This is a genomic window from Salinicola aestuarinus (assembly GCF_003206645.1).
Taxonomy (GTDB): domain Bacteria; phylum Pseudomonadota; class Gammaproteobacteria; order Pseudomonadales; family Halomonadaceae; genus Salinicola; species Salinicola aestuarinus.
In genome coordinates this window covers 186,285-211,981 of sequence record NZ_PZJP01000003.1, presented here as the reverse complement: position 1 = coordinate 211,981, position 25,697 = coordinate 186,285, and the positions used below count along the sequence as shown (strand labels likewise).

General features: G+C 64.8%; 22 protein-coding genes. 14 read left to right on the top strand and 8 right to left on the bottom strand.

The features are described 5' to 3' along the window. The first annotated feature begins 15 nt into the window (after positions 1-15). The 10 genes from rnr (at position 16) to DOM41_RS03735 (ending at position 10,099) form a co-directional block, all read left to right on the top strand. A complete protein-coding gene (rnr, locus tag DOM41_RS03780) occupies positions 16-2,577 on the top strand; it encodes a ribonuclease R (protein ID WP_110685511.1) in 2,562 nt (853 codons plus the stop codon). Then, positions 2,577-3,458 carry a 23S rRNA (guanosine(2251)-2'-O)-methyltransferase RlmB gene (gene rlmB, locus DOM41_RS03775; RefSeq protein ID WP_110685510.1) on the top strand — a complete coding sequence of 294 codons (882 nt, stop codon included), beginning with the start codon at positions 2,577-2,579 and terminating at the stop codon, positions 3,456-3,458. The genes rnr and rlmB overlap by 1 nt, the downstream gene beginning before the upstream one ends. Before the next feature lie 247 nt (positions 3,459-3,705). After that, entirely contained in the window at positions 3,706-4,116 is a 411-nt protein-coding gene (gene rpsF / locus DOM41_RS03770) for a 30S ribosomal protein S6 (protein ID WP_110685509.1), read from the top strand. Positions 4,117-4,142: 26 nt separating this feature from the next. Continuing rightward, a complete protein-coding gene (gene rpsR / locus DOM41_RS03765) occupies positions 4,143-4,370 on the top strand; it encodes a 30S ribosomal protein S18 (RefSeq protein ID WP_035472385.1) in 228 nt (75 codons plus the stop codon). A 19-nt stretch (positions 4,371-4,389) separates the two neighbouring features. Next, complete coding sequence (locus DOM41_RS03760) at positions 4,390-5,241, top strand: hypothetical protein (RefSeq protein ID WP_110685508.1); 852 nt, start codon at positions 4,390-4,392, stop codon at positions 5,239-5,241. 16 nt (positions 5,242-5,257) lie between these two features. Further along, on the top strand, positions 5,258-5,704 hold the full coding sequence (gene rplI, locus DOM41_RS03755) for a 50S ribosomal protein L9 (RefSeq protein ID WP_110685507.1): 447 nt from the start codon (positions 5,258-5,260) through the stop codon (positions 5,702-5,704). 223 nt (positions 5,705-5,927) lie between these two features. Then, positions 5,928-7,313 (top strand): replicative DNA helicase, encoded by a 1,386-nt coding sequence (dnaB, locus tag DOM41_RS03750; RefSeq protein WP_110668692.1) that lies wholly within the window; start codon positions 5,928-5,930, stop codon positions 7,311-7,313. A 105-nt stretch (positions 7,314-7,418) separates the two neighbouring features. Beyond that, positions 7,419-7,712, top strand: a complete 294-nt coding sequence (locus tag DOM41_RS03745; protein WP_110685506.1) for a hypothetical protein — start codon at positions 7,419-7,421, stop codon at positions 7,710-7,712. A 134-nt stretch (positions 7,713-7,846) separates the two neighbouring features. Then, positions 7,847-9,676, top strand: coding sequence for a bifunctional diguanylate cyclase/phosphodiesterase (locus DOM41_RS03740; protein ID WP_110685505.1), 1,830 nt, complete (start codon positions 7,847-7,849; stop codon positions 9,674-9,676). Positions 9,677-9,796: 120 nt separating this feature from the next. Then, positions 9,797-10,099 carry a DUF6482 family protein gene (locus DOM41_RS03735; RefSeq protein WP_110685504.1) on the top strand — a complete coding sequence of 101 codons (303 nt, stop codon included), beginning with the start codon at positions 9,797-9,799 and terminating at the stop codon, positions 10,097-10,099. Between the two features lie 146 nt (positions 10,100-10,245). Here the strand turns inward: DOM41_RS03735 and DOM41_RS03730 are convergent, their stop codons facing one another. After that, positions 10,246-11,805: a cryptochrome/photolyase family protein gene (locus DOM41_RS03730; RefSeq protein WP_110685555.1), complete on the bottom strand. Its 1,560-nt coding sequence runs from the start codon at positions 11,803-11,805 to the stop codon at positions 10,246-10,248. Between the two features lie 110 nt (positions 11,806-11,915). Between DOM41_RS03730 and hemH the strand changes: the two genes are divergently transcribed. Further along, entirely contained in the window at positions 11,916-12,899 is a 984-nt protein-coding gene (hemH, locus tag DOM41_RS03725) for a ferrochelatase (RefSeq protein ID WP_110685503.1), read from the top strand. A gap of 21 nt (positions 12,900-12,920) precedes the next feature. On the opposite strand, the gene DOM41_RS03720 is transcribed toward hemH, so the two are convergent. Genes DOM41_RS03720 through DOM41_RS03695 form a run of 6 tightly spaced genes read right to left on the bottom strand, consistent with a single transcriptional unit; the run spans position 12,921 to position 18,770 of the window. Beyond that, positions 12,921-13,316 (bottom strand): Na+/H+ antiporter subunit G, encoded by a 396-nt coding sequence (locus DOM41_RS03720; protein ID WP_188112354.1) that lies wholly within the window; start codon positions 13,314-13,316, stop codon positions 12,921-12,923. Between the two features lie 28 nt (positions 13,317-13,344). Continuing rightward, positions 13,345-13,614 carry a K+/H+ antiporter subunit F gene (locus DOM41_RS03715; protein WP_110685502.1) on the bottom strand — a complete coding sequence of 90 codons (270 nt, stop codon included), beginning with the start codon at positions 13,612-13,614 and terminating at the stop codon, positions 13,345-13,347. Further along, positions 13,611-14,108, bottom strand: a complete 498-nt coding sequence (locus DOM41_RS03710; protein ID WP_110685501.1) for a Na+/H+ antiporter subunit E — start codon at positions 14,106-14,108, stop codon at positions 13,611-13,613. Before DOM41_RS03710 ends, DOM41_RS03715 begins: the two co-directional genes overlap by 4 nt. Beyond that, on the bottom strand, positions 14,105-15,622 hold the full coding sequence (locus tag DOM41_RS03705; RefSeq protein WP_110685500.1) for a monovalent cation/H+ antiporter subunit D: 1,518 nt from the start codon (positions 15,620-15,622) through the stop codon (positions 14,105-14,107). The genes DOM41_RS03710 and DOM41_RS03705 overlap by 4 nt, the downstream gene beginning before the upstream one ends. Then, complete coding sequence (locus DOM41_RS03700; protein WP_110685499.1) at positions 15,619-15,966, bottom strand: Na+/H+ antiporter subunit C; 348 nt, start codon at positions 15,964-15,966, stop codon at positions 15,619-15,621. The genes DOM41_RS03705 and DOM41_RS03700 overlap by 4 nt, the downstream gene beginning before the upstream one ends. Next, on the bottom strand, positions 15,966-18,770 hold the full coding sequence (locus DOM41_RS03695; RefSeq protein WP_110685498.1) for a monovalent cation/H+ antiporter subunit A: 2,805 nt from the start codon (positions 18,768-18,770) through the stop codon (positions 15,966-15,968). The genes DOM41_RS03700 and DOM41_RS03695 overlap by 1 nt, the downstream gene beginning before the upstream one ends. 999 nt (positions 18,771-19,769) lie before the next feature. On the opposite strand from DOM41_RS03695, the gene DOM41_RS03685 reads away from it, so the two are divergent. From DOM41_RS03685 to DOM41_RS03675, 3 genes are all read left to right on the top strand, one after another. Further along, entirely contained in the window at positions 19,770-21,209 is a 1,440-nt protein-coding gene (locus DOM41_RS03685) for a lytic murein transglycosylase (protein WP_245391727.1), read from the top strand. A 125-nt stretch (positions 21,210-21,334) separates the two neighbouring features. Beyond that, positions 21,335-23,539 carry a flagellar biosynthesis GTPase FlhF gene (gene flhF / locus DOM41_RS03680; protein WP_110685496.1) on the top strand — a complete coding sequence of 735 codons (2,205 nt, stop codon included), beginning with the start codon at positions 21,335-21,337 and terminating at the stop codon, positions 23,537-23,539. Next, a complete protein-coding gene (locus tag DOM41_RS03675) occupies positions 23,536-23,952 on the top strand; it encodes a hypothetical protein (protein WP_110685495.1) in 417 nt (138 codons plus the stop codon). Before flhF ends, DOM41_RS03675 begins: the two co-directional genes overlap by 4 nt. Here the strand turns inward: DOM41_RS03675 and DOM41_RS03670 are convergent. Beyond that, complete coding sequence (locus tag DOM41_RS03670) at positions 23,949-25,322, bottom strand: methyl-accepting chemotaxis protein (protein ID WP_110685494.1); 1,374 nt, start codon at positions 25,320-25,322, stop codon at positions 23,949-23,951. The genes DOM41_RS03675 and DOM41_RS03670 overlap by 4 nt on opposite strands. Between the last annotated feature and the right edge of the window lie 375 nt (positions 25,323-25,697).

The following is a 25,697-nucleotide window of genomic DNA, read 5'->3' as shown; positions in this document are numbered from 1 at the left end:
AAGGACGATGGCTGCATGACTCAGTGGACACTGAAGGATGACCCGCACGCCGCACGCGAGGCGGACAAGTACGACAACCCCGTGCCGAGCCGTGAATATCTTCTCGCCCGTCTAGAGGCTTACGGCAAGCCGATCACTCATGAAGACATGAGTGCCATGCTGGGGCTCGACGACGACAATCAGCTCGAAGCGGTGCGCCGTCGCCTGGCGGCAATGGAGCGCGATGGACAGATCCTGCGCGATCGTAAGGGTGCCTACGCGCTGATCGACAAGCTCGACCTGATCAAGGGGCGCGTGCAGGGCCATCGCGACGGGATGGGCTTTCTGATTCGCCACGACGGCGTGAAACCGGATCTCGTGTTGCCGCCGCGCCAGATGCGCCGCGTCTTCGACGGCGACCTGGTGCTTGCCCGCGTCAGCGGTCGCGATCGTCGCGGTCGGTCGGAAGGGACCATCGCCGAGGTCCTCGCCCGCAATACGCAGACGCTGGTCGGCATCTTTCGCCAGAACAGTCCCGAATTCGCGGTGCTGATTCCGGAGAACTCGCGTATCAGCCAGGAAGTGATCATCCCGCACAGCGCCAGTCAGGGCGCAAAGGACGGTCAGATCGTCTCGGTGAACATCACCCAGCAGCCGGAAACGCGCAAGCAGCCGGTCGGCGAGGTGGTCGAGGTGCTCGGCGAGCGCATGGACCCGGGGCTCGAGATCGACATTGCCATCCGGACGCACGACATTCCGGCGGAATTTCCTCCCGAGGTGGAGCAGCAGACCGCCGGCATCTCCGCCGAGGTGCTGGAGGAGGACAAGAAGGCTCGCATCGATCTGCGCGACATGCCGTTGGTGACCATCGACGGTGAGGACGCCAAGGACTTCGACGATGCCGTCTGCGCCTGGAAGACCAAGTCCGGCAGCTGGAAGCTCGTCGTCGCCATCGCCGACGTCTCCCACTACGTCCGTGGCGCCAGCGCGCTGGACGCCGAAGCCTACGTGCGCGGCAACTCGGTGTACTTCCCGGGGCAAGTCGTGCCGATGCTGCCGGAGCTGCTCTCCAACGGACTCTGCTCGCTCAATCCGCACGTCGACCGCCTGACGCTGGTCTGCGAGATGAATATCTCCCAGAGCGGGGCGATTAGTCGCTACAAGTTTTACGAAGCGGTGATGCAGTCCCACGCCCGTCTGACCTACAACGACGTGGGTACCATCCTGCAGGACGCCGAGAGTGAAGAGGGTCAGGCGCTGCGCGAGCGTTACAAGAAGCTGGTGCCGTCGCTCGAGAACCTGCATGAGCTCTACGGCGTGCTGCGCCAGGCGCGCACCGTACGCGGGGCGATCGACTTCGAGACCACCGAGACACAGATCGTTTTCAACGATGCGCGCAAGATCGAAAAGATCGTGCCGCGAACGCGTAACGACGCCCACAAACTGATCGAGGAGTGCATGCTGGCGGCCAACGTCGCTACCGCACGTTTCCTCGACAAGCACGACCTGCCGGCGCTCTACCGTGTCCACCAGTCGCCGGCGCCGGAGCGGCTCGAGAACCTCCGTCTGTTCCTCGCCGAGCTCGGTCTCACCCTTGGCGGCGGCGACGAGCCCACGCCGAAGGATTATCAGGCGCTGCGCGAAGTGATCAAGGATCGCCCGGACGCCGACATCATCCAGACGGTGATGCTGCGCTCGATGAGCCAGGCGGTCTATTCGCCGCAGAACGATGGCCACTTCGGTCTCGCCTATCAGGCGTATGCGCACTTCACCTCGCCGATTCGCCGCTACCCGGACCTGCTGGTCCACCGGGCGATTCGCTCGGTGATTCGCGGGCCGCGCCAGACCCAGACCGTACAGCGCGCCGAGAACGCGCCAGTCGAGAAGCCAGCGACGTGGTGCCCCTACACCTTCGAGCAGATGCTCGAGCTCGGTGAACACTGCTCGATGACCGAGCGCCGCGCCGATGACGCCACCCGCGATGTCACGGATTGGCTCAAGTGCGAGTTTCTCTCCGATCACGTCGGCGAGGTCTTCGAAGGCACGATCGCGTCCGTCACGCAGTTCGGTATCTTCGTGCGTCTCGACGATGTCTACGTCGAGGGGCTGGTGCACGTCACCTCGCTGCCCTCCGACTACTATCACTACGAAGCCGAGAAGCATCGCCTCAAGGGCGAGCGCAGCGGGGTCGCTTACCGTCTGGGCGACGGGGTGACCGTGCGCGTGGCACGGGTCGATCTCGACGATCGCAAGATCGACTTCGATCTTGCCGATGCCGCGCCGCGTCATCGCAAGCCCCCCAAGAGCCGCAAGGCCGATAGCAGCGGCGATAACTCGGGTGGCGGTGCGCCGCGCAAGCGCAAGCAGCGCGCTGGCAAGCGGGAACGCAGCGGTGGCCAGGCGTCTGACAGTGGTGACGGCCAGAATCCGCAGGGCGGCGACGCCCAGTCCGGCGACAGCCAGCCGAGCGCAGACGCCGGCCAGAGCGGCGGCGCGACAGCGGATGCCGGCCAGTCGGGTGATGGTGAGGGCAGCAACGAAGGCGGCCGCTCCCAGCGTCGTTCGCGTGGCCCGCGGCAGCGCCGAGGCAAGCGTTAATGGCGAAAAAGCCACAGCGAGCGGGCGCCGGTCGGCCGGCTCGCGACCGATCGAGTCAACCCGGGCGTGAGCGAGCGGCCAAGCCGCGCGCCGCGGCACGCTCGTCTCATGCGATCAGCGCGCCGGACGGCCTGGAGTCCGTCTACGGGGTGCATGCCGTTCAGGCGCTGTTCGAGCGTGGGCAGCCGCCGCGCCGCCTGTGGGTGCAGCAGGGGCATGCCGAGCAGCGTCTGGATGCGCTGTTCGAACAGGCGCGCACCTCGGGTTGCAGCGTGGAGCGGGTGGCTCGGGAGACTCTCGATGCACTCTCGGGTCATGCGTCGCACCAGGGCGTCATCGGCTTTTGCGACCCGCTGGTCGCGGAGAGCGAAACCACGCTCTGGTGGCGACTCGAGCGTTGGCTGAAAGCCGCGCCGCCGCTATTGCTGATTCTCGATGGTGTCACCGATCCGCATAATCTCGGTGCCTGTCTGCGCAGCGCGGATGCGGCCGGCGTTTGCGGGGTCATCGTGCCCAAGGACAAGTCGGCGCCGCTCAACGCGACGGTGCGCAAGGTCGCCTGCGGCGCCGCCGAGAGCGTGCCGGTGTTTCAGGTCACCAACCTGGCGCGCTGCATGGAAAAGCTCAAGTCTCAGGGTGTGTGGCTCATCGGGACGGCCGGCGAGGCAGAGGGTCTGCTGTTCGACGCTGACCTCACGGTCCCCTGTGGCCTGGTCATGGGCGCCGAAGGCAAAGGGCTGCGCCGGTTGACCCGAGAAGCCTGCGACAGCCTGATCAAACTCCCGATGCAAGGGCACGTCACCAGTCTCAACGTGTCGGTGGCAACGGGTGTCTGCCTGTTCGAAGCGCTGCGTCAGCGAGGCGTGACCGCAGCGGTCTAGTTGCTTCTCGCGGCTCTCATCTCTACAATTACGCGGTTCTGCGGGNNCCCGCAGAACCGCGTTTTTGCACTGTCGAGCCGGCGGCCCAGCGCCCGAAGCCGATGGCCAAGCGCCTCAAGTTCGACTATTCGGGTTCGACGAAACGTCGACGCGCCGACACCGGCGCAGACCCGATATCGACTCCTTGCTTCCCGAGGTCTCGTACTCGCGATGCCACGCGGAAGCTGCCAAACCGCAAGGAGCTAACATGCGTCACTACGAAATCGTGTTCATGGTCCACCCGGACCAGAGCGAGCAGGTTCCCGCCATGGTCGAGCGCTACACCAGCCTCGTGACCGAAAACAGCGGCACCGTGCATCGTCTCGAAGATTGGGGTCGTCGTCACCTGGCCTACCCGATCAACAAGATTCACAAGGCGCACTACGTGCTGATGAACATCGAGTGCAGCGGTGAGACTCTCGACGAAATCGAGAACATCTTCCGCTTCAACGACGCCATCATCCGCAGCATGATCGTGCGCAACAAAGAGGCTGTCACCGAAGCCTCGCCGATGATGAAGCCGGCCGAGGAAAAGAGCCGTCGTCGTGACGACAAGCCCTCCGAGCGTGGCGATCGTGAACGTCCCGAGCGTTCCGAAGCCGCTACCGAAGCCAACTGATCCATACCGCTTTAGGAGAGACTCGCATGGCACGTTTTTTCCGTCGTCGTAAGTTCTGTCGCTTCACCGCCGAAGGCGTGAAGTACATCGACTACAAAGACATCGATACGCTGAAAGCCTACGTCACCGAAACCGGCAAGATCGTACCGAGCCGTATCACCGGGACTCAGGCGCGCTATCAGCGCCAGCTGTCCACCGCTATCAAGCGGGCGCGCTACCTGGCGCTGCTGCCGTACTCCGACAGCCACCAGTAATACCGATACCGAGGGCGTCATGCTGGCACTGGCCCGTTGGATCATGCGTGGTACACCACAGGCGATCGTGGCGGCCGCACTGACTGCTCTGGTGCCGTGGCTCTTCTGGTTCAGCGCCGCCGTGGCCGGCCTCGTCACCTTGAGACGCGGCTTCACCACGGCGGCACCGGTACTGATCGCTTCCGCGCTCCCCGCCGGCTGGTGGTGGATGCAGGGTGATGCGGTACCGCTGGCGAGCGTTCTGTTGGTGACGCTGATGGCCACTGTCTTGCGTTCGCGCATGCGCTGGAGCGAGACACTGATCGTCGCGACCGTCGCCAGCATGGTTCTGGTTCAGCTGGGGGTGTTCGTGCCCGCCGGCGGTGCCGGACCGCTGCTGGCGGAGCTGCGACGCAGCAGCACCGACGTCGCTGGCATGCTGGATCAGCTGTCGGCACAGGGCGTCGATACCCAGCTACTGGCCGAGGTCGTCATCGGCGGCGTCACCGGACTGGTGGTGCTGATGGCGGCGGTTGCCTGCACGGCGCTGGCGCGGTCCTGGCAGGCCGGGCTCTACAACCCGGGCGGCTTCCGGGAGGAGTTTCACGCGCTGAAACTCTCGCGCAAACAGCTACTGCTGCTGGTGGGAGTGCTCGTCGCCGGGATGCTGCTGACGCTACCGGCGGCGGCACTGCTGGCCTGGGTGCCGCTACTGGTCGCCGGCGTGGCGCTGGTCCACGGTTTTATCGGTTTGAAGGGAATGAGCGGGTTGTGGCTGGTCGGCTTCTACGTATTGCTGCTGACTACCTGGCCCACGATTCTGATTGTACTGCTGTTGGCATTGGTGGATACCTTCGCGGATTTTCGCGGCCGCCTGACCCGCAGTGACTGACGAGAGGTTCAAGAGAATGGAAGTCATTCTGCTCGATAACATCGGCAAGCTGGGCGACCTGGGTGACAAGGTCACCGTCAAACCCGGCTATGGTCGTAATTACCTGGTACCGTACGGCCTCGCCGTGCCGGCTACCAAAGACAACGTCGAAGCGTTCGAAGCGCAGCGTGCCGAGCTCGAAGCGCAGTCAGCCGAGCGCAAGGCGCAGGCTGAAGAGCGTGCGTCTCAGCTCGCCGAGATCGAGCTTTCGCTGGTGGCCAAGGCCGGTGACGAAGGCAAGCTGTTCGGCTCCATCGGCCCGCGCGATCTCGCCGAAGCCATGGCGCAGGCCGGTATCGACGTCTCCAAGAGCGAAGTTCGCATGCCGGAAGGCCCGATTCGCAAGACCGGCGAGTACGACATCGCGCTGCAGCTGCACGCCGAAGTCTCCTCGAGCGTCCGTGTGGTCGTGGTCGCCGAGTAATCGTCCAGTCGGGCGAATGCCGAGCAAAGGCACGCGGGGCTTCCCCGCGTGCCTTTTTTCATGGGTTTACCGTTTTTCATGAATCTTTCGTGGGCGACCTGGACGGCGCATGACGCCGACAGGTCGGCCGCTTTCATCGAGCGTGGAGCACGCCGCCGGCCATCGATTAACATGAGCGAAGCGCCGGGCGCGTGGTCGGTGCCGCCGAAGGGTCAGAGTCAGCATGAACGAACGCGTCGATAGCGACCTCGAAACCAGCCAGATCAAGATGCCACCGCACTCGCTCGAGGCAGAGCAGTCCGTGCTTGGCGGGCTGATGCTCGACAACTCGAGCTGGGACACGGTGTCCGAGCGTCTCGTTGCCGACGACTTCTATCGTCACGAGCATCGTCTGACGTTCAACGCCATGGCGGAACTCGCCGAGGCGACCCAGCCACTGGACGTGGTCACCCTGTCGGAGTCGCTCGAGCGCCGCGACCAGCTGGAGAGCGTCGGCGGCCTCGCCTACCTGGCTGAGCTTGCCCGCAACACGCCGTCGGCGGGCAATATTCGCGCCTACGCCGATATCGTTCGCGAGCGCGCGATGCTGCGCAAGCTGATCCAGGCGTCGCGTCAGATCGCCGATAGCGCCTACTCGCCCGAAGGGCGGGCGGCGGACGAGCTGATCAACGAAGCGGAACGTCTGGTCTTTCAGATCAGCGAGTCGCGGCCCAAGTTCGGCGGCCCGCAGGGGATGAGCCAGCTGTTGACCAAAGCGGTCGACCGCATCGACGAGCTTTTCAACATGAAAGGCGAGATGACCGGTATCTCCACCGGCTTTCGCGATCTCGACGAGATGACGTCGGGGCTGCAGCCATCAGATCTGGTGATCATCGCCGGGCGTCCGTCGATGGGTAAAACCACGTTCGCGATGAATCTGGTGGAGCACGCCGTCGTCTCCTCCGACAAGCCGGTCGTGGTCTTCTCGATGGAGATGCCCGCGGAGTCGCTGATGCTGCGTATGCTCTCGTCGCTCGGTCGAATCGACCAGACCCGCGTGCGGACCGGTCAGCTCGAGGACGAGGATTGGCCGCGGCTGACCTCGGCGGTCAACCTGCTCAAGGACCGGCAGCTGTTTATCGACGATACGCCGGCGCTGTCACCCAATGAACTGCGTTCCCGCGTGCGACGTATCGCCCGCGAGCACGGCAATGTCGGGCTGGTGATGATCGACTATCTGCAGCTGATGCAGGTGCCCGGTCTTTCCGAGAACCGGACCGCGGAGATCTCCGAGATCTCGCGATCGCTCAAGGGCGTGGCGAAGGAGTTCAGCTGTCCGGTCGTGTCGCTGTCACAGCTCAACCGGTCACTCGAACAGCGTCCCAACAAGCGCCCGGTGATGTCGGATCTCCGTGAATCCGGGGCCATCGAGCAGGACGCCGACGTTATCGCCTTCGTTTACCGTGACGAGGTCTACAATACCGACAACCCGGACAACAAGGGGCTGGCGGAACTGATCATCGGTAAGCAGCGTAACGGCCCGATCGGTACGGTCCACATGGCGTTCATCGGTAAGTACACACGCTTTGAGGATCTCGCGCCGGATAGCTACGGCCAGCACTACGAGTAATACCGTGGCGACGTTTTATCGACGGCGAGTGGCCCGGCGCGCTCGACGTCATTAGTGTATCGCCGCCGCCCCGGGCGGCGTTCATCGATTATCGAGGAGTCAGACATGGCAGGCGGTTTTCAGCGCGGACGTCGGCAGCGTACGCCCAAGATCGAAGTTCGTGGTCAGTTGGAGCAGGTGGAGCGGGAAGGGCCGTTCAAGGAGTGGCTGGGCATGCCGGATCTCTACCGGCACTGGATTACCGTGGACGGTGAACTCTACAGCTACCAGACCGAGGATTCTGAGCTTCCGGTCGCGGTGGGGGACCGGGTGGTCTTTCGCTACAAAGAGACCAAGGCGGGTCGCTGGGTCGATCGCAACTCGCTGGGCAAGGCGATCGATCCGTCGGATTACCAGTAAGTCGGTGTGCGGCATCGGCCCTGACGACCTCAGTCGACACTGACGCGCCAGGCGTCACGACGTGAGGGTCGCGGGTAGACACATTTCGCTACATTGTCATGAAAGCGTCATTGCCATGCGGCTCTATAGTCGACATGAGCCTGCCCAATACTGTTGCCACCGAAGAAGAGACCCTGATCGACGTCATTGAGCGGCGTCGATTGCGCACCCACTTTCAGCCGATCGTCTCGGTCGCCACCGGGCGCATCCTGGCCTACGAAGCGCTTACCCGCGGTCCCGAAGGGTCTTCGTTGGCGACCCCGCTGGCGCTATTCGCGGCGGCCAATCGATGCCGACGGCTGGCCGCGCTCGAGCAGGCGTGCCTTGCCTGTGCCCTCGAGCGCTGGGCGAGAACCGGGCTCGACGCGCTATTGTTTCTCAATATCTCCCCGGATGTGCTGATCGACGTGCCCGTCTTCGTCGAGACGTTCGTACCGCTTCTCGACCGCGTCGGTCTCGCGCCGACGCAGATTGTCCTCGAGATCACCGAGCAGTCACCCGGCATCGACCCGCAGCGTATGGCGACGTCGGTCGAGCACTATCAGTCGCTCGGATTCTCCTTTGCGCTGGACGACCTCGGCGATGGTTACGCCGGCCTTAGACTCTGGTCCGAGCTCACGCCCAGCTACGTCAAACTGGATCGGCACTTCGTCAGCGGTATCGATGGCGATCACGTCAAGCGCCGCTTCGTACGCTCGATTATCGACATCGCCCACAGCCTGGGGGGGCGCGTCATCGCCGAAGGTGTCGAGCGGCAGGCCGAACTCGATGCGCTACTCGAGCTCGGCGCCGACTACTGTCAGGGTTGGCTGTTCGCGCATCCCGATCCGCAGCCACGTCGTGTCCGCGAGGCACTCGAGGCGCGGGTCGCTGCGCTGCGCGAAACGAGCCGTGACTATGCCACCGTGATGGAGATTCGCCGACTTTGTGTGGAATTACCTGCGCTAGGGTCCAGCATCGATGTCGCCAGCGCTGTCGAGCGCTTCACTCGTATGCCGGAGGTCAATGCCTTGGCGGTTGTCGACGAGCACGGCCGGCCGCTAGGGCTACTGGGGCGCCAGCAGCTGATGGCGCTGCTCGGCAAGCGTTTCGGCTTCGACCTCCACGGGCGCCAACCGATCTCCCAGGTGATGCAGGCCCAGGCGCTGTGTGTCGAAGCCTGCGAGCCGCTGGAGCGCGTGTCACGCAAGGTGACCGGACGCGATGAGGCGTCGCGAGACGAGGATTTCATTATTACCGACGGTGGCCATTACCTGGGCGTCGGTCATGTCATCAATCTGCTTCAGCTCGTCACCGAACAGCAGGTGCAGGTCGCCCGTCAGGCCAATCCGCTGACGCAGTTGCCCGGGAATCAACCCATACGCGCCGCGCTCGAGCGCTATCAGCACCGCGCTCGCACGTTCGTCGCCTGCTACCTGGATCTCGACCACTTCAAGCCGTTCAACGACCGCTTCGGCTATGCGCTGGGCGATCAGATGATTCTGATTCTGGCTCGGGTGCTGAGCGAGGCGACTGGCCGTGAAGACTTTCTAGGGCATCTCGGCGGGGACGATTTCGTACTGCTGCTCGATGGAGACGCCCGGCTGCACCAGCGGCTGGGGGCGATTCAGAGTCGCTTTCAGCGAGAGAGCAGTGAGTTGCTACCGACGCTGGAGCGTGCCGCCGGCGGGTTTCACGCCAAGGATCGGTTCGATCAGTGGCGTTTCTTTCCGCATACCCGGCTCTCGATCATTGCGCTGCGCACGCCACCGGGCGCTGCCCTTGAGAGCTTCGGCGATCTCTGGAGCCGCTTCAAGACGCCGGCCAAGCGCGCGGACAACGGCCGGGCGGTGGTGACGATCAAGTCATTCGATGATGGCCTGACGCCCCCGCCGGTGGTGAATGACGAAAGCCTGGTCTCGTGGTTGCGCGACGCGCAGGGATGAAACCTGGTTTTCATATTCCGCTGGCCTAATGGTGGGAATGCCTGAGCGTTCAGGTAGTGCGGCCGGAGCAGGATCGATCGTCCCCGCTACGCCGCTTCCCCATGTCGACCGGAGAACCCTATGGAAATCGAGGAACTGGAGCACTTCACACAGGCGCATCGTGACTACGACGTTCGCATCATCGCCCACGCCGGCAGTCGCTACTACCAGGTGATGCTGGAGCCCGCCGGCGGCGCCACTCAGCGACTGACGCGCCGGGGAAAACCGATGATGTTTCGCTCTCTCGACGACGTCTACGGCGAACTCAAGCGTGCTGCCATACGCCAGGCGTACCTGGTGCATCAGGTCGCCAACGACGACGTCGTCGGATTCGAGGCACACTGTCGCGACCCGCTGCCATCTCGAGTGTCAGTGGTTTTCTGATTCCCCTCTATTCACTCCTTCCCATGCTCATTCGTTGACGCCCACCCATTCCAACGCCATGACTGGCAAGTCGACATGAGACTTGCCCAATAGTCGCCAGACGGCCCGATGTCGCCTTTCGCGTTGCACCGCCAATCGACGTTTCCTCAGCGCCGATAGCCGCTGGCGTGCTCGCCCTTGCCGTAGGCAGCCTCGAAGGTGATCGTCTCGAGAAAGGCGTCGGCCTTGTCCATGATCGCCTGGCGTCGGTCCTCCGCCATTTTGTCCCAGCTACCGTAGATCAGTCGCATGCGCTGGTTATTCTCCAGGGGCTTGCGATGGGTCTCCAGGAAGTGCCAGTAGAGACTGTTGAATGGACAGGCATCCTCGCCGGTCACCTGCTTGACGTCGTAGCGACAGTCGCGACAGTGATCCGACATGCGGTCGATGTACTTGCCGGATGCGCAGTAGGGCTTGGAGCCGAGATAACCGCCGTCCGCGTAGAGCGTCATGCCAAGCGTGTTGGGCAGCTCTACCCATTCGTAGGCGTCGGCGTAGACAGCCAGATACCAGTCGCAGAGTGCCGCCGGCGCCACACCGCAGAGCAGGGCGAAGTTGCCGGTCACCATGAGTCGCTGAATGTGATGGGCGTAGGCGTTGTCGCGGGTCATCTCCAGCGCCCGGCGCAGGCATCGCAGATCGGTATCGGCGTTCCAGTAGAAATCCGGCAGGCCACGACGGGCGTCGAGCCGGTTCTCGCGCTTGTAGTCCGGCATCCGCTGCCAGTAGATCCCGCGGACGTACTCTCGCCAGCCCAGGATCTGGCGGATGAAGCCTTCGGCGGCATTGATCGGCGCCTTGCCGTCCTGCCAGGCATTTTCCACCGCCTCACACACCTCACGGGCACCGAGCAGGCCGAGATTCATCGAGGCCGAGAGCCGGGAATGGAACAGCAGGGGGTCGTCGTCGCTGATGGCGTCCTGATAGGTACCGAAGTGGGGGAGGGCGTGGTCGAGGAAATGGCGCAGATCGGACAGCGCCTGACGCCGGGTGACGGCCCAGTTGAAGCGCTCAAGCGTGCCGAAGTGGTGACCGAAGTGCTCCGAGACCAGTGCCGTGACCGCTTGCGTGACCTCGTCCGCGCGATGCGTCGGCGGCGTGGGAAATTCAAGGTCGCTTCGCACCGGGGCACGATTCTCCTTGTCGAAATTCCACTGTCCACCGGCGGGCTCGCCATCGATCATCAGCAGGCCCGTCCGCTTTCGCATCAGGCGGTAGAAGTCTTCCATGCGAAAGCGTTGGCGACCCTCCAGCCACTCGCCGAAGTCACCCAGGGAGCAGTAGAAACGGGTGTCTTCGAACAGGCGCCAGCGGGTGCCTCGGCTCTGAATGCGTTCGAGTAGTCGCCACTCGCCCGGGTGGGTCACGCGAATTTCGTCGCACTGATAAGCGTCGGCGAGGCGCTCCGCCTCTTCGATCAGATCGTGGCAGTTGTCGTCATCGTCGAGCCGGCTGTAGTGGACCCGATACCCTTTGTCGCGGAGGGTGTCGGCGAAGTGCCGCATCGCCGACAATATCAACACGATCTTCTGCGGATGGTGGGGCACGTAGTCCCCTTCGGTCTTGACCTCGCAGAGCGCGACCACAGCGTCTTCAGGGGCCTGGGTCAGCACCTCGAGAGCGTCGTTGAGCTGGTCGCCGAGGATCAGAATCAGGGGGCGGGGCATCGAATTGTCCATGACTTATACAGATAACATTGATCGTATAAGACGATAGGTTTTGCGCAAGCCGGGAGTGGTAGACTCGCGGCGATAACGAGTCCGATAGGAGTAGTGATATGGCGGCGCGGTACGGAGTGCTACTGGTCAATCTGGGAACGCCGGAGGCACCTACCTCGAAGGCAGTGCGGCGCTATCTGGGGGAGTTTCTCAATGATCCGAGAGTGATCGATGCGCCTCGCTGGATCTGGTGGCCGGTGCTGCACGGCGTCATCCTGCGGATCCGTCCACCGAAGGTCGCCAAGGCCTATGCGTCGGTCTGGCAGGAGGAGGGGTCTCCGCTTCTGGCGATCGGCCGACGCCAGCAGCGCGCGCTCGCGGCCGATCTCGAGGCGACCACCGGCGAGGCGATTCCGGTGGAGCTGGCGATGACCTACGGCGAGCCGAGCATGGAGACAGCGGGGCTCAAGCTGCGCGACGCGGGCGTCGAGCGCATCCTGGTGCTGCCGCTCTATCCCCAGTTCTCGCGAACCACGACCGGCGCTGTATTCCAGCGGCTGGCCAAGGCGCTGGAACCCTGCCCGCACCTGCCGGAGCTGCGTTTCGTCAACGAGTACCATGACCACCCCGACTACATCGAAGCGCTGGCGGCCAGCGTGCGAGAGCATTGGGACAAGCACGGCGACCGGGGTCGGCTGCTGATGTCCTATCACGGCATTCCCAAGCGCTACGTCGACAACGGCGACCCCTACGCCGGCCACTGCCGACGAACCAGCGAACTGCTCGCCAGCGCGCTGGCCCTGGAGGAAGATGCCTGGTTCCAGAGTTATCAGTCGCGCTTCGGCCGCGAGGAGTGGCTCAAGCCGTATACCGACGAGACGCTGAAGGCGTGGGGGGCGGACAAGGTCGAGTGCGTCGATGTCATCAGCCCGGCGTTTGCCGCTGACTGTCTGGAGACGCTGGAGGAGATCGACGCCGAGAACCGGGAGTACTTCGAGGAGGCCGGCGGCGGTCGCTATCGCTATATTCCGGCGCTCAATGACCGCCCGGAACACGTCTATCTGTTGCGGCGGCTGGTCGAGGAGAACACCGCCGGCTGGTAAGGGCGAGGTAGAGTCGCCAACTCAGGGCAGCGGTGAGTTGCCCTGAGGCGCTTCCTCAACGGCGTGTTTTGGCTTTTCACTCTCCAGCTCGATGGGGTTGCCACGCGTGCGCGGGTCCGGCTTGAGCTTGTGATGCAGCGCACTCTTGGCCAGCATGTGCGCCGACACCGGCGCCGTGATAAAGGCGAAGACCGTAATCAGCAGCTCCTGAACCACCGGCCCGCCCTGCAGGCTGAAGTAGAGCGAAGACCCCAGCAGTGTGCAGCCGACGCCCAACGTCGTCGTCTTCGACGGTCCGTGGAGCCGCATGTAGAAATCCTTGAGGTGCGTCAGCCCCAGCGAGCCGATGAAGGCGAAAGCGCCTCCGGCAATGAGCATGAAGGCGATCACGCCCTCGAGAATGCTGTCCAGCATCATGTCTTCCTTGCTCTGCGATCAGAGTCGTCTATTCGATGATGTCGCCGCGCAGCAGATACTTGCAGATGGCGATGGTGCTGATGAAGCCCAGCATCGCGATCAGCAGCGCCGCCTCGAAATAGTTCTTGCCGTTGACCCAGATACCGAAGATCACGATCAGCGCGATCGAGTTCATGTACATGGTGTCTACCGCCAGGATGCGGTCCGGCAGACTGGGGCCGATCACCACGCGATAGAAATTGAGCGAGATGGCCGCCGAGAAGAGCGCCAGCGAGATCCAGAGTGCAGTATCGATCATGGCTCGAAGATCTCCATCAGGGGGCGTTCGTAGCGCTGGTGAATTTCGTCGATCAAGGCATCGACGTCAGCCACGTCGAGGGCGTGAACCAGCAGGGTACGACCATCGAGCCGCAGGTGCGCCGATACGGTGCCCGGCGTCAACGTGATGGTGCTGGCGAGAATCGTGATCGGGAAGTTCTGCGTCAGCGTCAGCGGATACTCGACGAGCGCCGGGCGTAGCTTGCCCCGGGGGTCGAGGATCAGCTTGGAGACCTCGAGGTTGGCAACGACGATGTCGACGAGTACCCGCAGCACGTAACGGATGAGCTTGAACGGCCGCTTGACCCGGGGCTGGCGCTCCCAGAACGGCTGACAGACCAGCGGAATGGCGATCGCCAGTACGCCGCCGAGGAGCCACTGCCCCAGTGCCACGCTGTGTTGCAACAGCAGCCAGACGGCAAGCAGCAGCAGCGAGAGTACCGGCATGGGTAGCCAACGCGTGGGAGGAATCATGAGCCACCTCCATTGGCGGTCTGCGCAAGGATCGACTGCACGTAGCGTCCGGGCTCCAGCAGCTGGGCGGCGCTGGCGTCGGTGAACGCGGTGATCGGGCCGGCCAGGATGGAGAGCACCGGCGAGGCCCCTAGCAGCAGGATCAGACCGGCGAGCATGGCCGGCTGCAGGCGGGGGCCGTCGCTGTCACCGGGTTTGCCCTTCCAGAAAATGGTCGAGCCGCTGCGGCCCATCGCGACGATGCCGGCGAGGCTCGACAGCAGCAGCAGTGGCCAGAGCCACACCTGCTCGTTGGGCTGCGCCGAGTCGAGCAGCAGTGCCTTGCCAATCGCGCCGGAGAGCGGCGGCAGGCCGATGACGGTGACCGCCCCCAGAAAGTAGAAGAAGCCCAGCAGGCTCGGCTGGGTAACGCCGCGTCCGGGCACGATTCTTGCCCCGGCCTTGCCCCGCTGTTCACTGATGGCGTCGGCGAGCAGAAACAGCCCGCCACTCACCAGCGTGGTATGGATCATGTAGTAGAGCAGGGCGGCGATCGGCGCTTCCCGGTTCATGCTCACGCCCACCAGCAGCGTACCCACCGAGATGATGATCAGATAGGCGACCTGGGTGCGCAGATCCCGTGACGACAGTACGCCCACCCCACCGAGCGCAAGGGTCGCCAGCGCGAACCACCAGAGCCAGGGCTGAACGAAACTGGCCAGCTCGCCCGCGCCCTCGCCGAAGATCAGCGTATAGACGCGCAGGATGCCGTAGATGCCCACCTTGGTCATGATCGCGAAGAGTGCCGCCACCGGTGCCGGCGCGCTGGCGTAGGCCCGCGGCAGCCAGAAATAGAGCGGCAGTATCGCCGCCTTAAGGCCGAAGACCACCAGCAGCAGGAAGGCCCCGGCCTTGACCAGCCCCAGCCGGTCCGGGTCGAGCATCGAGACCCGCTGCGACATGTCCGCCATGTTGAGCGTTCCCAGCGTGCCATAGAGCACGCCCAGCGCGATCAGGAACATCGCCGAGCCGGCGAGGTTGAGCGCCACGTAGTGAAAGCCCGCCTGGGTCCGATCCTTGCCGCCGCCGTGCATCAGCAGCGAATAAGAGGCGATCAGCAGCACCTCGAAGAAGACGAACAGGTTGAACAGATCGCCGGTCAGGAAAGCGCCGTTGATGCCCATCAGCTGCAGCTGGAACAGCCCGTGGAAGTTGCTTCCCTTGCGATCGTCGCCGGCACAGGCGTAAAGGACGCTGCCGAGCGCCAGCACGCTGGTGAGGCAGACCATCAGCGCCGAGAGTCGGTCAAGCACCAGAATGATGCCGAACGGCGGCTGCCAGTCGCCCAGCGCGTAGTAGGTGATCTCGCCGCCGAGGCTCTGGATGACCATGGTGACCGCGATGGCCACCAGCGCCAGCGTGGAGACGAGCGCGATGCCCCGCCGAGGCAGGCGCGTGGCGTCGCGCTTGACGAGCATCAGCAGACCGCTGAGTAGCGGTAGCAGCACCGGCAGAACGATAAGGTGCTGCATCATGATTTCTCCTCCTTGGACTCTTCGCGCTGGTCGTTGACCTGATCGCTTCCCAGATCACCGCGCACGCGCATTGCCAGGATGACCGAGAAGGCCGTCATCGCGAAGCCGATGACGATGGCGGTGAGCACCAGCGCCTGCGGCAGCGGGTCGGCGTAGCGGGTCGCATCGTCGCCGACCACAGCGGCGCCGTTGGTGGTGAGCCCCCCGGTGGAGAACAGAAACAGGTTCACGGCGTAGGAGAGTAGCGTGAGCCCCACGACGACGGGGAACGTGCGTCCCCGCAGCGCGAGATAGAGACCGCTGGCGGCGAGGAAACCGGTGACGGTGGAAAAGAGCGCTTCCATCAGAGGGCCTCCTTGTCGTTCTCTTTGCTGGGCCGGTGCGGTGTCGTCAGCTTGCCCAGGTTGGCCAGAATCATCAGCGTGGCGCCGACGACAGTGAGATAGACGCCAAGATCGAAGAGCATGGCCGTGGCCAGTTCGATCTCCCCGATATAGGGGATCGCGAAGTGTCCGAAGGCCGAGGTCAGGAAGTTGTGGCCGAATAGCCAGCTACCCAGACCGGTGAACGTCGCGATCGTCACGCCCGAGACGGCGATGGGCTGATAGTGGAACGAGAGTCTTGCCTGGGCCCAATCGACGCCGCGCGCAATGTAGAGCAGGATCAGCGCCACGGCGGTGACGAGACCGGCGATGAAGCCGCCGCCGGGCTCGTTGTGCCCGCGCAGGAAGATGAACACCGAGACCAGTAGCGCCAACGGCAGCAGCGTCTGCGACACCGTGCCCAGCAGCATCGGGTGGAGATCCTTCGACCAGGGACGACCTTCGCTGTCGCTCGACGGCATGAACAGTCGCAGCCGGTTGAGCAGCTTGAAGATACCGATCGCCGCGATGCACAGCACCGTGATCTCGCCCAGGGTATCGAAGCCACGGAAGTCGACCAGAATGACGTTGACCACGTTGTGTCCGCCGCCACCGCTGACGCTGTTGTCGAGGAAGAAGCCGGAGATGCTGTCGAGCGGGCGAGTCAGTAGCGCATAGTTGAGGCTGGTCACGATGCCACCGAATCCCGCTGCCAGCAGCACGTCGCGAACGATGCGCGCGCCGGTGGACTCCTTCGGCGTGCGCTGCGGCAGGAAGAACAGCGCCAGCATCAGCAGAATGACCGTCACGACTTCCACCGCCAGCTGTGTCAGCGCCAGGTCCGGTGCCGAGAAGCGCGCGAAGGCGAGCGACACCATCAGCCCGACGACCGATAGCATGACCAGCGAGACCAGGCGCCGGCGGTGCAGCACGGCAGTGCCGAGGCCGGCAAGGATCGTGATGACGCCGCCGACGATCAGCAGCCCGTCCAGTGGCTGGGTCGGCTCCGATCCCGTCAGCTGGGTCAGATCGAGCAGACCGCTGCCGGTCAGGAACAGAACGGCGACGATCAGCCACAGCATGTAGCGCTGAAGCGAGCCGTTCTCCAGTCGATCGATCGTCGTCTGGGTCCAGGTCTGGACGCGCCGCACATTGAACTCGAAGTTCATCAGCGCGTTACGCTGCGGGAACTGGCGGTGGAAGCTGAACAGCTTGCGCCGCACGCAGTAGAGACCGATGCCGCCGGCCAGCGCAACGGCGCTCATCAGCAGCGGGAGATTGAAGCCGTGCCAGATCGCCAGATGCAGTTCCGGGCGCGGGGACAGCAGCGTGACCTGGGCGGCCGCGTCCAGCAGCCCGGTGACGCTCAGCGCTGGCAGCAGGCCGATAACGATGCACAGCGCGACCAGCACCATCATCGGTAGACGCATGAAGAACGGCGCCTCATGTGGCGTCTGCGGCAGATCCTCCGCTTTCGGGCCGAAAAAGACATTGCGCACGTAGCGCAGCGAGTAAGCAACCGAGAGCAGGCTGCCGATGGTCGCCAGTACCGGAATCAGCCATGCCAGACCGCCGAGAATGCCCGTGTCGAGGGTCTCGGTAAGCATCATCTCCTTGGAGAGAAAGCCGTTGAGCAGGGGGACGCCCGCCATCGACGCCGCCGCCAGCAGCGCAAGACCTGCCGTTACCGGCATGTAGTGGCGCAGACCGCTGAGCTTGCGAATATCGCGGGTACCGCTCTCGTGGTCGATGATGCCCGCCGACATGAACAGCGCCGCCTTGAAGGTGGCGTGGTTGATGATGTGAAAGAGGCCGGCCACGACCGCAAGCTTGCTGTCCAGCCCGAAGAGCATCGTGATCAGGCCCAGGTGGCTCACCGTCGAGAACGCCAGCACGCCCTTGAGATCGTATTTCAGCAGCGCGAAGTAGGCGGCATAGATCATCGTCACCAGCCCGGTCAGCGTGACGATGTAGAGCCACAGCTGGGAACCGGCGAGCGCGGGGTGCATGCGTGCCAGCAGGAAGACGCCTGCCTTGACCATGGTTGCCGAGTGCAGGAACGCCGAGACCGGCGTGGGGGCCGCCATGGCGTGCGGCAGCCAGAAATGGAACGGGAACTGAGCCGACTTGGTGAAAGCGCCGAGCAGCACGAGCAGCAGCGCCGGCAGGTAGCGCGGGTCGGCCAGAATCAGGTCCCGGCTGTCGAGAACCGTCTGCAGGTCGAACGTGCCCACGATGTCGCCGATCAGCAGAAAGCCGGCGAGCAGGGCAAGGCCCCCCATGCCGGTCACCGTCAGCGCCATCCGCGCGCCGCGTCGGGCCTCGCTCTGGTGATACCAGTAGCCGATCAGCAGGAACGACGACAGGCTCGTCAGCTCCCAGAACACCCACAGCAGCAGCAGGTTGTCCGCCATGACGATGCCGATCATGGAGGTCATGAACAGCATCATGTAACTGTAGAACCGCGGCATGCTGTCCTCGGCGGACAGGTAATAGCGGGCGTACAGGATGATCAGCAGGCCAATCCCCAGGATCAGCAGGAGAAACAGCAGCGACAGGCCGTCGAGTCGCAGTGCGAAGTCGAGTCCCAGCTGTGGCACCCAGTGCATCGCGAAGCGCGGTACGTCTCCCGCCAGCACGTCCGGCACGTGAATCAACACGAGACCCAGCGCGATGGCCGGCAGCAGGGCGGTCATCCCGGTCAGTATGTTGCGTTGCCGGTTATTGCCCAGCAGAGGGACAAGACTGCCCAGCAGCGGCAGTAGAACGATCAGCGGCAGTGCCATGAAAGTGTTGCTCTAGTCGTTGGCCGAGAAGCGATTCCGCATCACCGGGGCGCGGCGATAGGGGCATCGACATGGCGAGCACGAGAACGAATTCATCGCGATCGCCTGGTTCAGTGTAGCGATGTCGGTGCCGACGCCGTTGCTGAATGGAAATGTCGAGCGTCAGTGCATGCGCGGCCAGTTGATCTTCGTCCACTCGAGAGTGGGGGCGGTCGTCGTGAGCGATCGCGATAGCAGCGCCATCGCCGGGCTACCGAGAGATCAAAGGCGTTGGGGCGGATCGGTGAGAAAAGGGTGACGCACGCCGCGGGGGGCTAGCATCCACGCGGGCGTCTGATCGCAGATCGACATCGTCGTGGCGGCGTTCGGTGACAGAGTCTGGGCACCGATACGGCAGGTCGCGCTTGTCAGCGGGCGCTGGCTAGGCGGGTTGCCCGGCATGGTGTCTCTCCTCCCCTCGAAAATCGTTCGACACGGTATTGTCGTAGCTTTGTTTTCAACGGTGAAATTGTTGAAAGTATTAGATATTTGCTGTTGTCGAACGGTTGTACTGAACTGACTCTACCACGCCGATATGCCCCGAGCCATAGCCTGGGGAGGGCGCCACTCGGCGATCCCTGGGGATGTCGGAGCCAGTGACAGCATCCCTGCGACCGGGTGTCGCAGCGGTCCTCGAGCTTCAAGGACGGGCCCTGTCAGATGGCGTGAACCGGCGCCCATCCTGCCGCGAAAGGCAGTCAGCCTCGACGGGCAAGACGAATCGCCCCGTGATGAGCGACGCCAACACCTCATTCCGCCCATGCCGGCAGTCCCGCCCGCGACGCTGCGTGATGGGGAAACGGCGTGCAGAGGCGACGCGAGGCGTTCACCCACGGCGAGGCCGAGATGACCCGGCTTGGCAGTGACGGAATCGGCTACACTGCGAGTTCTGCCGCCCCCGGGTGCGTTTACCCGATGGGCGGCCGCGCCCCAGCTTCTCTTGCATTAAGGATGTGCCCCGTGACTCGTTCCTCTTTCTCCTATCGTCATGTCGTCTCGGTACCCGCTGAGCGTCCGGGGCCGGTGTCTCGGCGGCGTGCCGCTACGCTGTCGCTGTGTCTCTCGCTCTCGCTGATGGGGTGTCAGAGTGTGGCGGATACCCAGGCGCCGGCGACCGCCGAGACGGGCACCCCGTCGGCGGCGAGCTCGACGGCCGCGAGTGGCGCGGCATCGAGTGCCGCGGCAGCGACGCCATCGACACCGTCCCCGTCATCGCAGACCTCGTCGAGTGACACCGACGAAAGCGGCGCGTCAACGACCGAGACGTCGAGCCGCGACAGTGCTCAATTTGCGCAATGGGTGGCGGCGTTTCGTCGGCAGGCGGCGAGCGACGGGATCGATGCGGCAACGCTCGACGACGCTTTTGGCCAAGTGAGCTTCCAGCCCAAGATTCTCGAGTACGATCGCTCGCAGCCGGAGTTCTCCCGCCAGATCTGGAGCTACCTGGATACCGCGGTCTCGGATTCGCGGGTCAGCAATGGCCGCGAACGCCTCGCCGCCAACCGCCAGACGGCAAGCGCCGTGGAGCAGGAGTACGGTGTCCCGGCCGAGGTGATCGTCGCTATCTGGGGGATCGAGAGCAATTACGGCAGCAATTTCGGCAATTTCGAGACGATCGATGCGCTCTCCACGCTGGGCTTCGACGGCCGGCGACAGTCCTTCGCCCGCGGCGAGCTGATGGCCGCCCTCAAGATTCTGCAGAACGGCGACATCGATCGCGATCGCATGCGCGGCTCCTGGGCCGGGGCCATGGGGCACACCCAGTTCCTTCCGTCGAGCTTCCTTGCCTACGCCGTCGACGAGGACGGCGACGGGCGACGCGACATCTGGGGCAGCATCCCCGATGTGATGGCCTCTACCGCCAACTATCTCGATCGCTCCGGCTGGCGCAGCGGCCAGCCGTGGGGTGCCGAGGTCGAGTTGCCGGCGAACTTCGACTACGCCCAGACCGAGCTCGACACGCGCCACTCGAGCCGAGAGTGGGCCGCGCAGGGCGTCTCCGGCATGGCGGGGGCAGTGCTGCCGGCTTTCGCCGACGCCTCGGTGATCGCCCCTGCCGGCGCTCAGGGCCCGGCCTTCCTGGTCGGCCCCAACTTCCGCACGATCCTGCGCTACAACGCGTCGACCAGCTACGCGCTGGCGGTCGCCAAGCTTTCCGACCGTATTGCCGAGCGTGGCGGCATCCAGGCGGATTGGCCGCGGGGCGAACCTGCGCTGTCGCGCAGCCAGATCCGAAGGATGCAGCAGGCCCTCAACGCGCACGGCTTCAACGTCGGCACCCCTGACGGCCTGGTCGGGCCCAATACCCGTCAGGGTCTTCGGGCCTATCAACGCAGCCTCGGGGTGACACCGGACGGCTATCCGACGCAGAGCCTGATCCAGCGCCTCGTCAACGACTGACGCGGCCGCGCCCCGCGCCGCCCCCGGCGCCGAATGATGCGAGATTCGGCGCCATTTCGGCGGTTCGTTCTGGCGGCGGCTGTGCCACACTGGGCGCTTTGTGATCGAGAACATCGAGGCGAGACATGGGAGTGCAGCGGTTCATCGGAGCGAATACTCGCGAGGCGATGCGTCAGGTCCGCCTGGCACTCGGCGAGGACGTGCTCATCCTGTCCAATCGCGTCGTCGACGACGGCGTCGAGATCGTTGCCATGTCGGAGCAGGCGCACGAGCAGGCGCTCGAGGCGTCGCCAACGAGTGAGGCCGAGCAGACCCCGGCCGGGTGGGAGACCTTCAACCAGCGGCTGCTGGAAGACATGCGTGCGCTGCTGCAGGCATCCAGCGAGCCACTTGCCCCCGATGCTCGCGACGAGATCCGCATCGCGATGCACCGACGTCTGCGCCAGGCGGGGTTCAGCGCGACGCTCAGCGATACCCTGCTCGATACCATTCCTGACGAACTCATCGACGCCGGCGAGAGCGACGAGTCGATTCGCGAGGCGTGGCTGGTTCGCCAGCTCGCGGCCCGCCTCGACGTTCTCGACCGCGAGCGGGAGCTCTTCGAGGAGGGGGGCGTGTTCGCCCTGGTCGGTCCCACCGGTGCGGGGAAGACCACCACGACCGCCAAACTCGCGTCGCGCTACGTGATGCAGCATGGGCCCAAGGACGTCGCCCTGGTCACCACCGACAGCTACCGAATCGGCGCGGCGGAGCAGCTGCGTATCTATGCCCGCCTGCTGGGGGCGGAAGTCCATGCCCTCGACGAGCAGGGTGATCTGGGCAGCCTGCTGACACGTCTAGCCCAGCCACGTCGCGGCCTGATGAGCCGCAACGGTGGCAAGCGCATGATGGTCATCGACACCGTCGGCATGAGTCAGCGCGATCAGCGTCTGATGGGCGAGGTCGCCCGGCTTGGCGAGTCGCCGGTCAGTGTGCGCCGCGTCCTGGTGCTGGATGCGGCGCGTCATGGCGACACGCTGGAGCAGATCGTGGAGGCGTGGCAGAAAGCCTCCATCGAGGCGGGTGAGCCGCTCTGGGGCTGTATTCTCACCAAGCTCGACGAGGCCGCGCGGCTGGGCCCGGTGCTGGACGTTCTGATGCGCCATGGGCTCAAGCTCTGCTATCTCTCCCGCGGTCAGCGCGTGCCGGAGGACCTGGAGCCGGTCGCCCTCGACAGCCTGCTCGCCCAGGCCCTCGGCCAGAACGTGACGACGCCGTTCTCGGAAGAGACCGAGGCGTCACCGCCGCCGGCGCGGGCGCGTCAGCAGGCGCTCTCCCTTGGCGTGTTGCGCCAGGGGCGGGCGCTGGAGACGACGTTCGCCACGCTTCACGCCGAGCTCGACGGCATGGCCTGGCTCGAACGGGCCTGGGCGAGCGCGCCCGCAGGGGATACCGACAGTTTCGCGGCGCGAATGCAGGCGGCGACCGACGACAGTCAGCGGGGCGCTGTGTCGTCACTCTGGTGGCCCAAGTCGAGCGCCGTTCGCGGTAGCGGTCAGGCGATGGCAGTGGTGGCGCTGGGTGAGGGTGTCCTGCCGCAACCGCGAGTCTGGCCGCGCCACACGCTGCCTGCCGGCGATGACGCTCGCTTCGACTGGGCCGAGTCGCTGGGCGTCGAATGCCACCTGCTTTCGCAGCTACCGGCGCCGGACCAGCTCGCGCGGCTCGATGTCGCTCGTACGGGCTGGCTCGCCACGGTGGGCAAGGGGCGCCGGCTTCAGCACGCCGGAGAGTCGCTCACGCTCGCGGAAGCGATGCGCCTGGGGGAGCGTCAGCCCCCGACCGAGATTCGCCATCGCGGCCAGCCTGCCACCCTCGAACTGACGCGGCTGGAAACGACGCTGCCGGCCCGTCGTGGCGGTGGCGAGGGGCTGCCCGTGGTCGCCTGGCAGGGCGTCTGGTTCGACGTCGATGAGGGGCGCCAGCTCGGCGTCCGTTACTGGATCGCCAGTGCCCGGACCGGTCTGGACATGGCATCACGCCTGATTACCTCGCTGACGCTGGAGACGCTGCCTACGCTCACCGCGCAGGCCGACCGTCTGGTGCAGGCGCGGCGTCCGGAACTCGAGGATCGCGCGCACCGCTGGCAGCTCGCCGCGGCACTGGCCGCGCTGTCGCTGCGGCTGGCGCAGGAGGAGGGTGGCTGGGCAATGGACGTGCGGGCGCGGCTGGGGGATATCGCCCAGCGTCGCTGCGCGCGCAAGCCCAAGGCGCTGCTGGAGGCGTTGATGGACGCGCTGAGCGCCCAGGACACCCTGCGCCGTGCCCGGTCGTCTGTCGCCTCGCTATGAGTGATCAAGCCGCGGGCCTCCGCGCCTGGCAGCAGCAGCGCGACAGCTGGCCGCTGTTGATCCTCGGTGAGCCGGACCCCGGTGCGCTCTCGCGCGTGCTGGAGTCGCTTGGCGGGTCATGGCGTCCGGTAACGCTGGATCAGGCCGACAGTGGCGCCCCGGCTCACGCGCTGCTGTGGGTCGAAGCCGCGCCGGTGGATGCCACCGCCGACTACCGCTGGCTCAAGCGAATGACGGTGAGCGCCGGGCCGCTGCCGACATTGCTGCGCGGCGAGCGGCTCGAGAGTGCAGCGCGGGAACGTCAGCTCGACAACCTCGGGGTGGCGGCGTGGCGTTTTCTCGGCGTGGCGCTCCATCGCGAGGTGTCGGCGTGGCAGTCGGAGGCTGTCGCCGCGGGACGCCGCCGGGGTTAGGCGATCGCCGCCAGCTGGGCGACCCGGGGCGCCCGGGCCGCGGGATTCTCGACAGCGGGGCGGCGACCCTCGGGCGACGCCTTGTGATCCAGCGTCGAGGTGAGTGCGCCCACGGCGGAGACGACTTCGTCGGCATGGCCTCGTACCTGACGAATGATCTCCCCGGTATCGTTGATCAACGACACGCCCTGGCCGACGCTCGCCAGACAGCCCGCCATGTCGGCATTTGCCTGCTCGGTGAGCAGTTTGAACTCGCCGATGACCGCATCGATGTCATGGGTGGTGCGGGCGGCGCGCTCGGCGAGCTGGCGGACCTCATGCGATACCACGCCGAAACCGCGGCCGTGCTCGCCGGCGCGAGCGGCCTCGATCGCCGCGTTGAGTGCCAGTAGATTGGTCTGCTCGGCGACGCGCCGGATCGCTGCCAGATGCGTGTCGATCTCTTTTGACTGGGCCTGAAGCCGTCCGATTCGCTCGGAGGTGGCGTGGATCGCCTCCGCCATACGGTGAATCTCTGCGGTCGCCTGGCCGAGCAGGTCATTGCCGCGCTCGGAAATCGCCTGGGTCTGCGCGGAGATGTCGTAGGCCATCACCGCGCTCTGCGACTCCGCCTGCTGTTTCAGGACGCGCTGGGTAATGTCGGAGGCGAACTTCACCACCCGCAGTACCCGCCCCTGCGCGTCGCGAATCGGATTGTAGGTCGCCTCCAGCCAGAGCGTGCTGCCGTCGGCGCGAACGCGCTCGAACTGCCCCGAAAAGAACTCGCCTTCGTTCAGTCGCTGCCAGAAGCGGCGGTACGCCTCGCTGTTGGCATGGCTCGCCGTACAGAGCCGGTTGTGGTGGTTGCCCACCAGCTGATCACGCGTATAACCCGTCACCGTCAAGAAGTTCTCGTTGGCGTCCGTGATGATGCCGTCAAGGTCGAACTCGATGCTCGCCATGGAGCGGTCGAGGGCGAGCATGCGTCCCTGGTTGGTCATCGCTTGAGAGGCGCGTTCGGTCGTATCGAAGCCGATCTTGATCACCCGTTCCACGTCACCCCGCAGGTTCCTGATCGGGGTGTAACTCGCTTCCAGCCAGACGGTCTCTCCCGCCTGGGTCAGGTGCGGAAAGCAGCCGCTGACACACTCGCCCCGGGCGAGGCGATCACGCAGCTGCCGGTCATCCGCGACATTGGCGAGCGCCTCGGGAACGAGTCGCTCATGCGGTGTGCCAACGAGCGCTTGCCGAGAGTATCCCAGCAGCGCCAGGAAGCCGGCATTGGCCTCGGTCACGCGCAACTCAGCGTCGAACTCGACAATCAGCGAGGCGCGTTGCAGTGCGGTGATGAGCGACGCATGGCGGGATCGGTTCTTCAAACCTTGGAGCATGGAAAGTCCTTTTGACTCGGGTCGGTCGGTGAGGAGAACCGACCCACTCCCTGGGCGGTTCTGTTGTGTTTTGGTTACCAGCGGACTTCTAACCTTACTTAGCGCAACAAACTTAATTCAAGTTAAGTCATCGCGCCACCTTCTTTGAACGGCGAGCAACGGGCCGCTTGGGAACGGCGAGCGACGGGCCGTCTTGGAACGGCGAGCAACGGGCCGTATTAGAACGGCGAGCGAGGGGCCGTGACCGAGGTTCAGGGGATTGCGAGACGGCGGGACTGGCCGCCACGGACGCCGGGTCGACGCCGTCGGCCCGGCGGTAAGTGCGAAAGATCAATCACTGGAACGGGTGAGCAGGCGCATTCCGTGGCGTGCGGT

Excerpts from the sequence above, each read along its gene's own strand:
- flhF (WP_110685496.1), top strand. The coding sequence starts at position 21,335 with ATGGGAGTGCAGCGGTTCATCGGAGCGAATACTCGCGAGGCGATGCGT.
- rpsF (WP_110685509.1), top strand. The coding sequence starts at position 3,706 with ATGCGTCACTACGAAATCGTGTTCATGGTCCACCCGGACCAGAGCGAG.
- DOM41_RS03760 (WP_110685508.1), top strand. The coding sequence starts at position 4,390 with ATGCTGGCACTGGCCCGTTGGATCATGCGTGGTACACCACAGGCGATC.
- rlmB (WP_110685510.1), top strand. The coding sequence starts at position 2,577 with ATGGCGAAAAAGCCACAGCGAGCGGGCGCCGGTCGGCCGGCTCGCGAC.
- DOM41_RS03720 (WP_188112354.1), bottom strand. The coding sequence starts at position 13,316 with ATGATGCTGGACAGCATTCTCGAGGGCGTGATCGCCTTCATGCTCATT.
- DOM41_RS03730 (WP_110685555.1), bottom strand. The coding sequence starts at position 11,805 with ATGCCCCGCCCCCTGATTCTGATCCTCGGCGACCAGCTCAACGACGCT.
- DOM41_RS03745 (WP_110685506.1), top strand. The coding sequence starts at position 7,419 with ATGGCAGGCGGTTTTCAGCGCGGACGTCGGCAGCGTACGCCCAAGATC.
- DOM41_RS03735 (WP_110685504.1), top strand. The coding sequence starts at position 9,797 with ATGGAAATCGAGGAACTGGAGCACTTCACACAGGCGCATCGTGACTAC.
- dnaB (WP_110668692.1), top strand. The coding sequence starts at position 5,928 with ATGAACGAACGCGTCGATAGCGACCTCGAAACCAGCCAGATCAAGATG.
- rnr (WP_110685511.1), top strand. The coding sequence starts at position 16 with ATGACTCAGTGGACACTGAAGGATGACCCGCACGCCGCACGCGAGGCG.
- DOM41_RS03695 (WP_110685498.1), bottom strand. The coding sequence starts at position 18,770 with ATGGCACTGCCGCTGATCGTTCTACTGCCGCTGCTGGGCAGTCTTGTC.
- rplI (WP_110685507.1), top strand. The coding sequence starts at position 5,258 with ATGGAAGTCATTCTGCTCGATAACATCGGCAAGCTGGGCGACCTGGGT.
- DOM41_RS03670 (WP_110685494.1), bottom strand. The coding sequence starts at position 25,322 with ATGCTCCAAGGTTTGAAGAACCGATCCCGCCATGCGTCGCTCATCACC.
- DOM41_RS03740 (WP_110685505.1), top strand. The coding sequence starts at position 7,847 with ATGAGCCTGCCCAATACTGTTGCCACCGAAGAAGAGACCCTGATCGAC.
- rpsR (WP_035472385.1), top strand. The coding sequence starts at position 4,143 with ATGGCACGTTTTTTCCGTCGTCGTAAGTTCTGTCGCTTCACCGCCGAA.
- DOM41_RS03700 (WP_110685499.1), bottom strand. The coding sequence starts at position 15,966 with ATGGAAGCGCTCTTTTCCACCGTCACCGGTTTCCTCGCCGCCAGCGGT.
- hemH (WP_110685503.1), top strand. The coding sequence starts at position 11,916 with ATGGCGGCGCGGTACGGAGTGCTACTGGTCAATCTGGGAACGCCGGAG.
- DOM41_RS03705 (WP_110685500.1), bottom strand. The coding sequence starts at position 15,622 with ATGATGCAGCACCTTATCGTTCTGCCGGTGCTGCTACCGCTACTCAGC.
- DOM41_RS03710 (WP_110685501.1), bottom strand. The coding sequence starts at position 14,108 with ATGATTCCTCCCACGCGTTGGCTACCCATGCCGGTACTCTCGCTGCTG.
- DOM41_RS03715 (WP_110685502.1), bottom strand. The coding sequence starts at position 13,614 with ATGATCGATACTGCACTCTGGATCTCGCTGGCGCTCTTCTCGGCGGCC.
- DOM41_RS03675 (WP_110685495.1), top strand. The coding sequence starts at position 23,536 with ATGAGTGATCAAGCCGCGGGCCTCCGCGCCTGGCAGCAGCAGCGCGAC.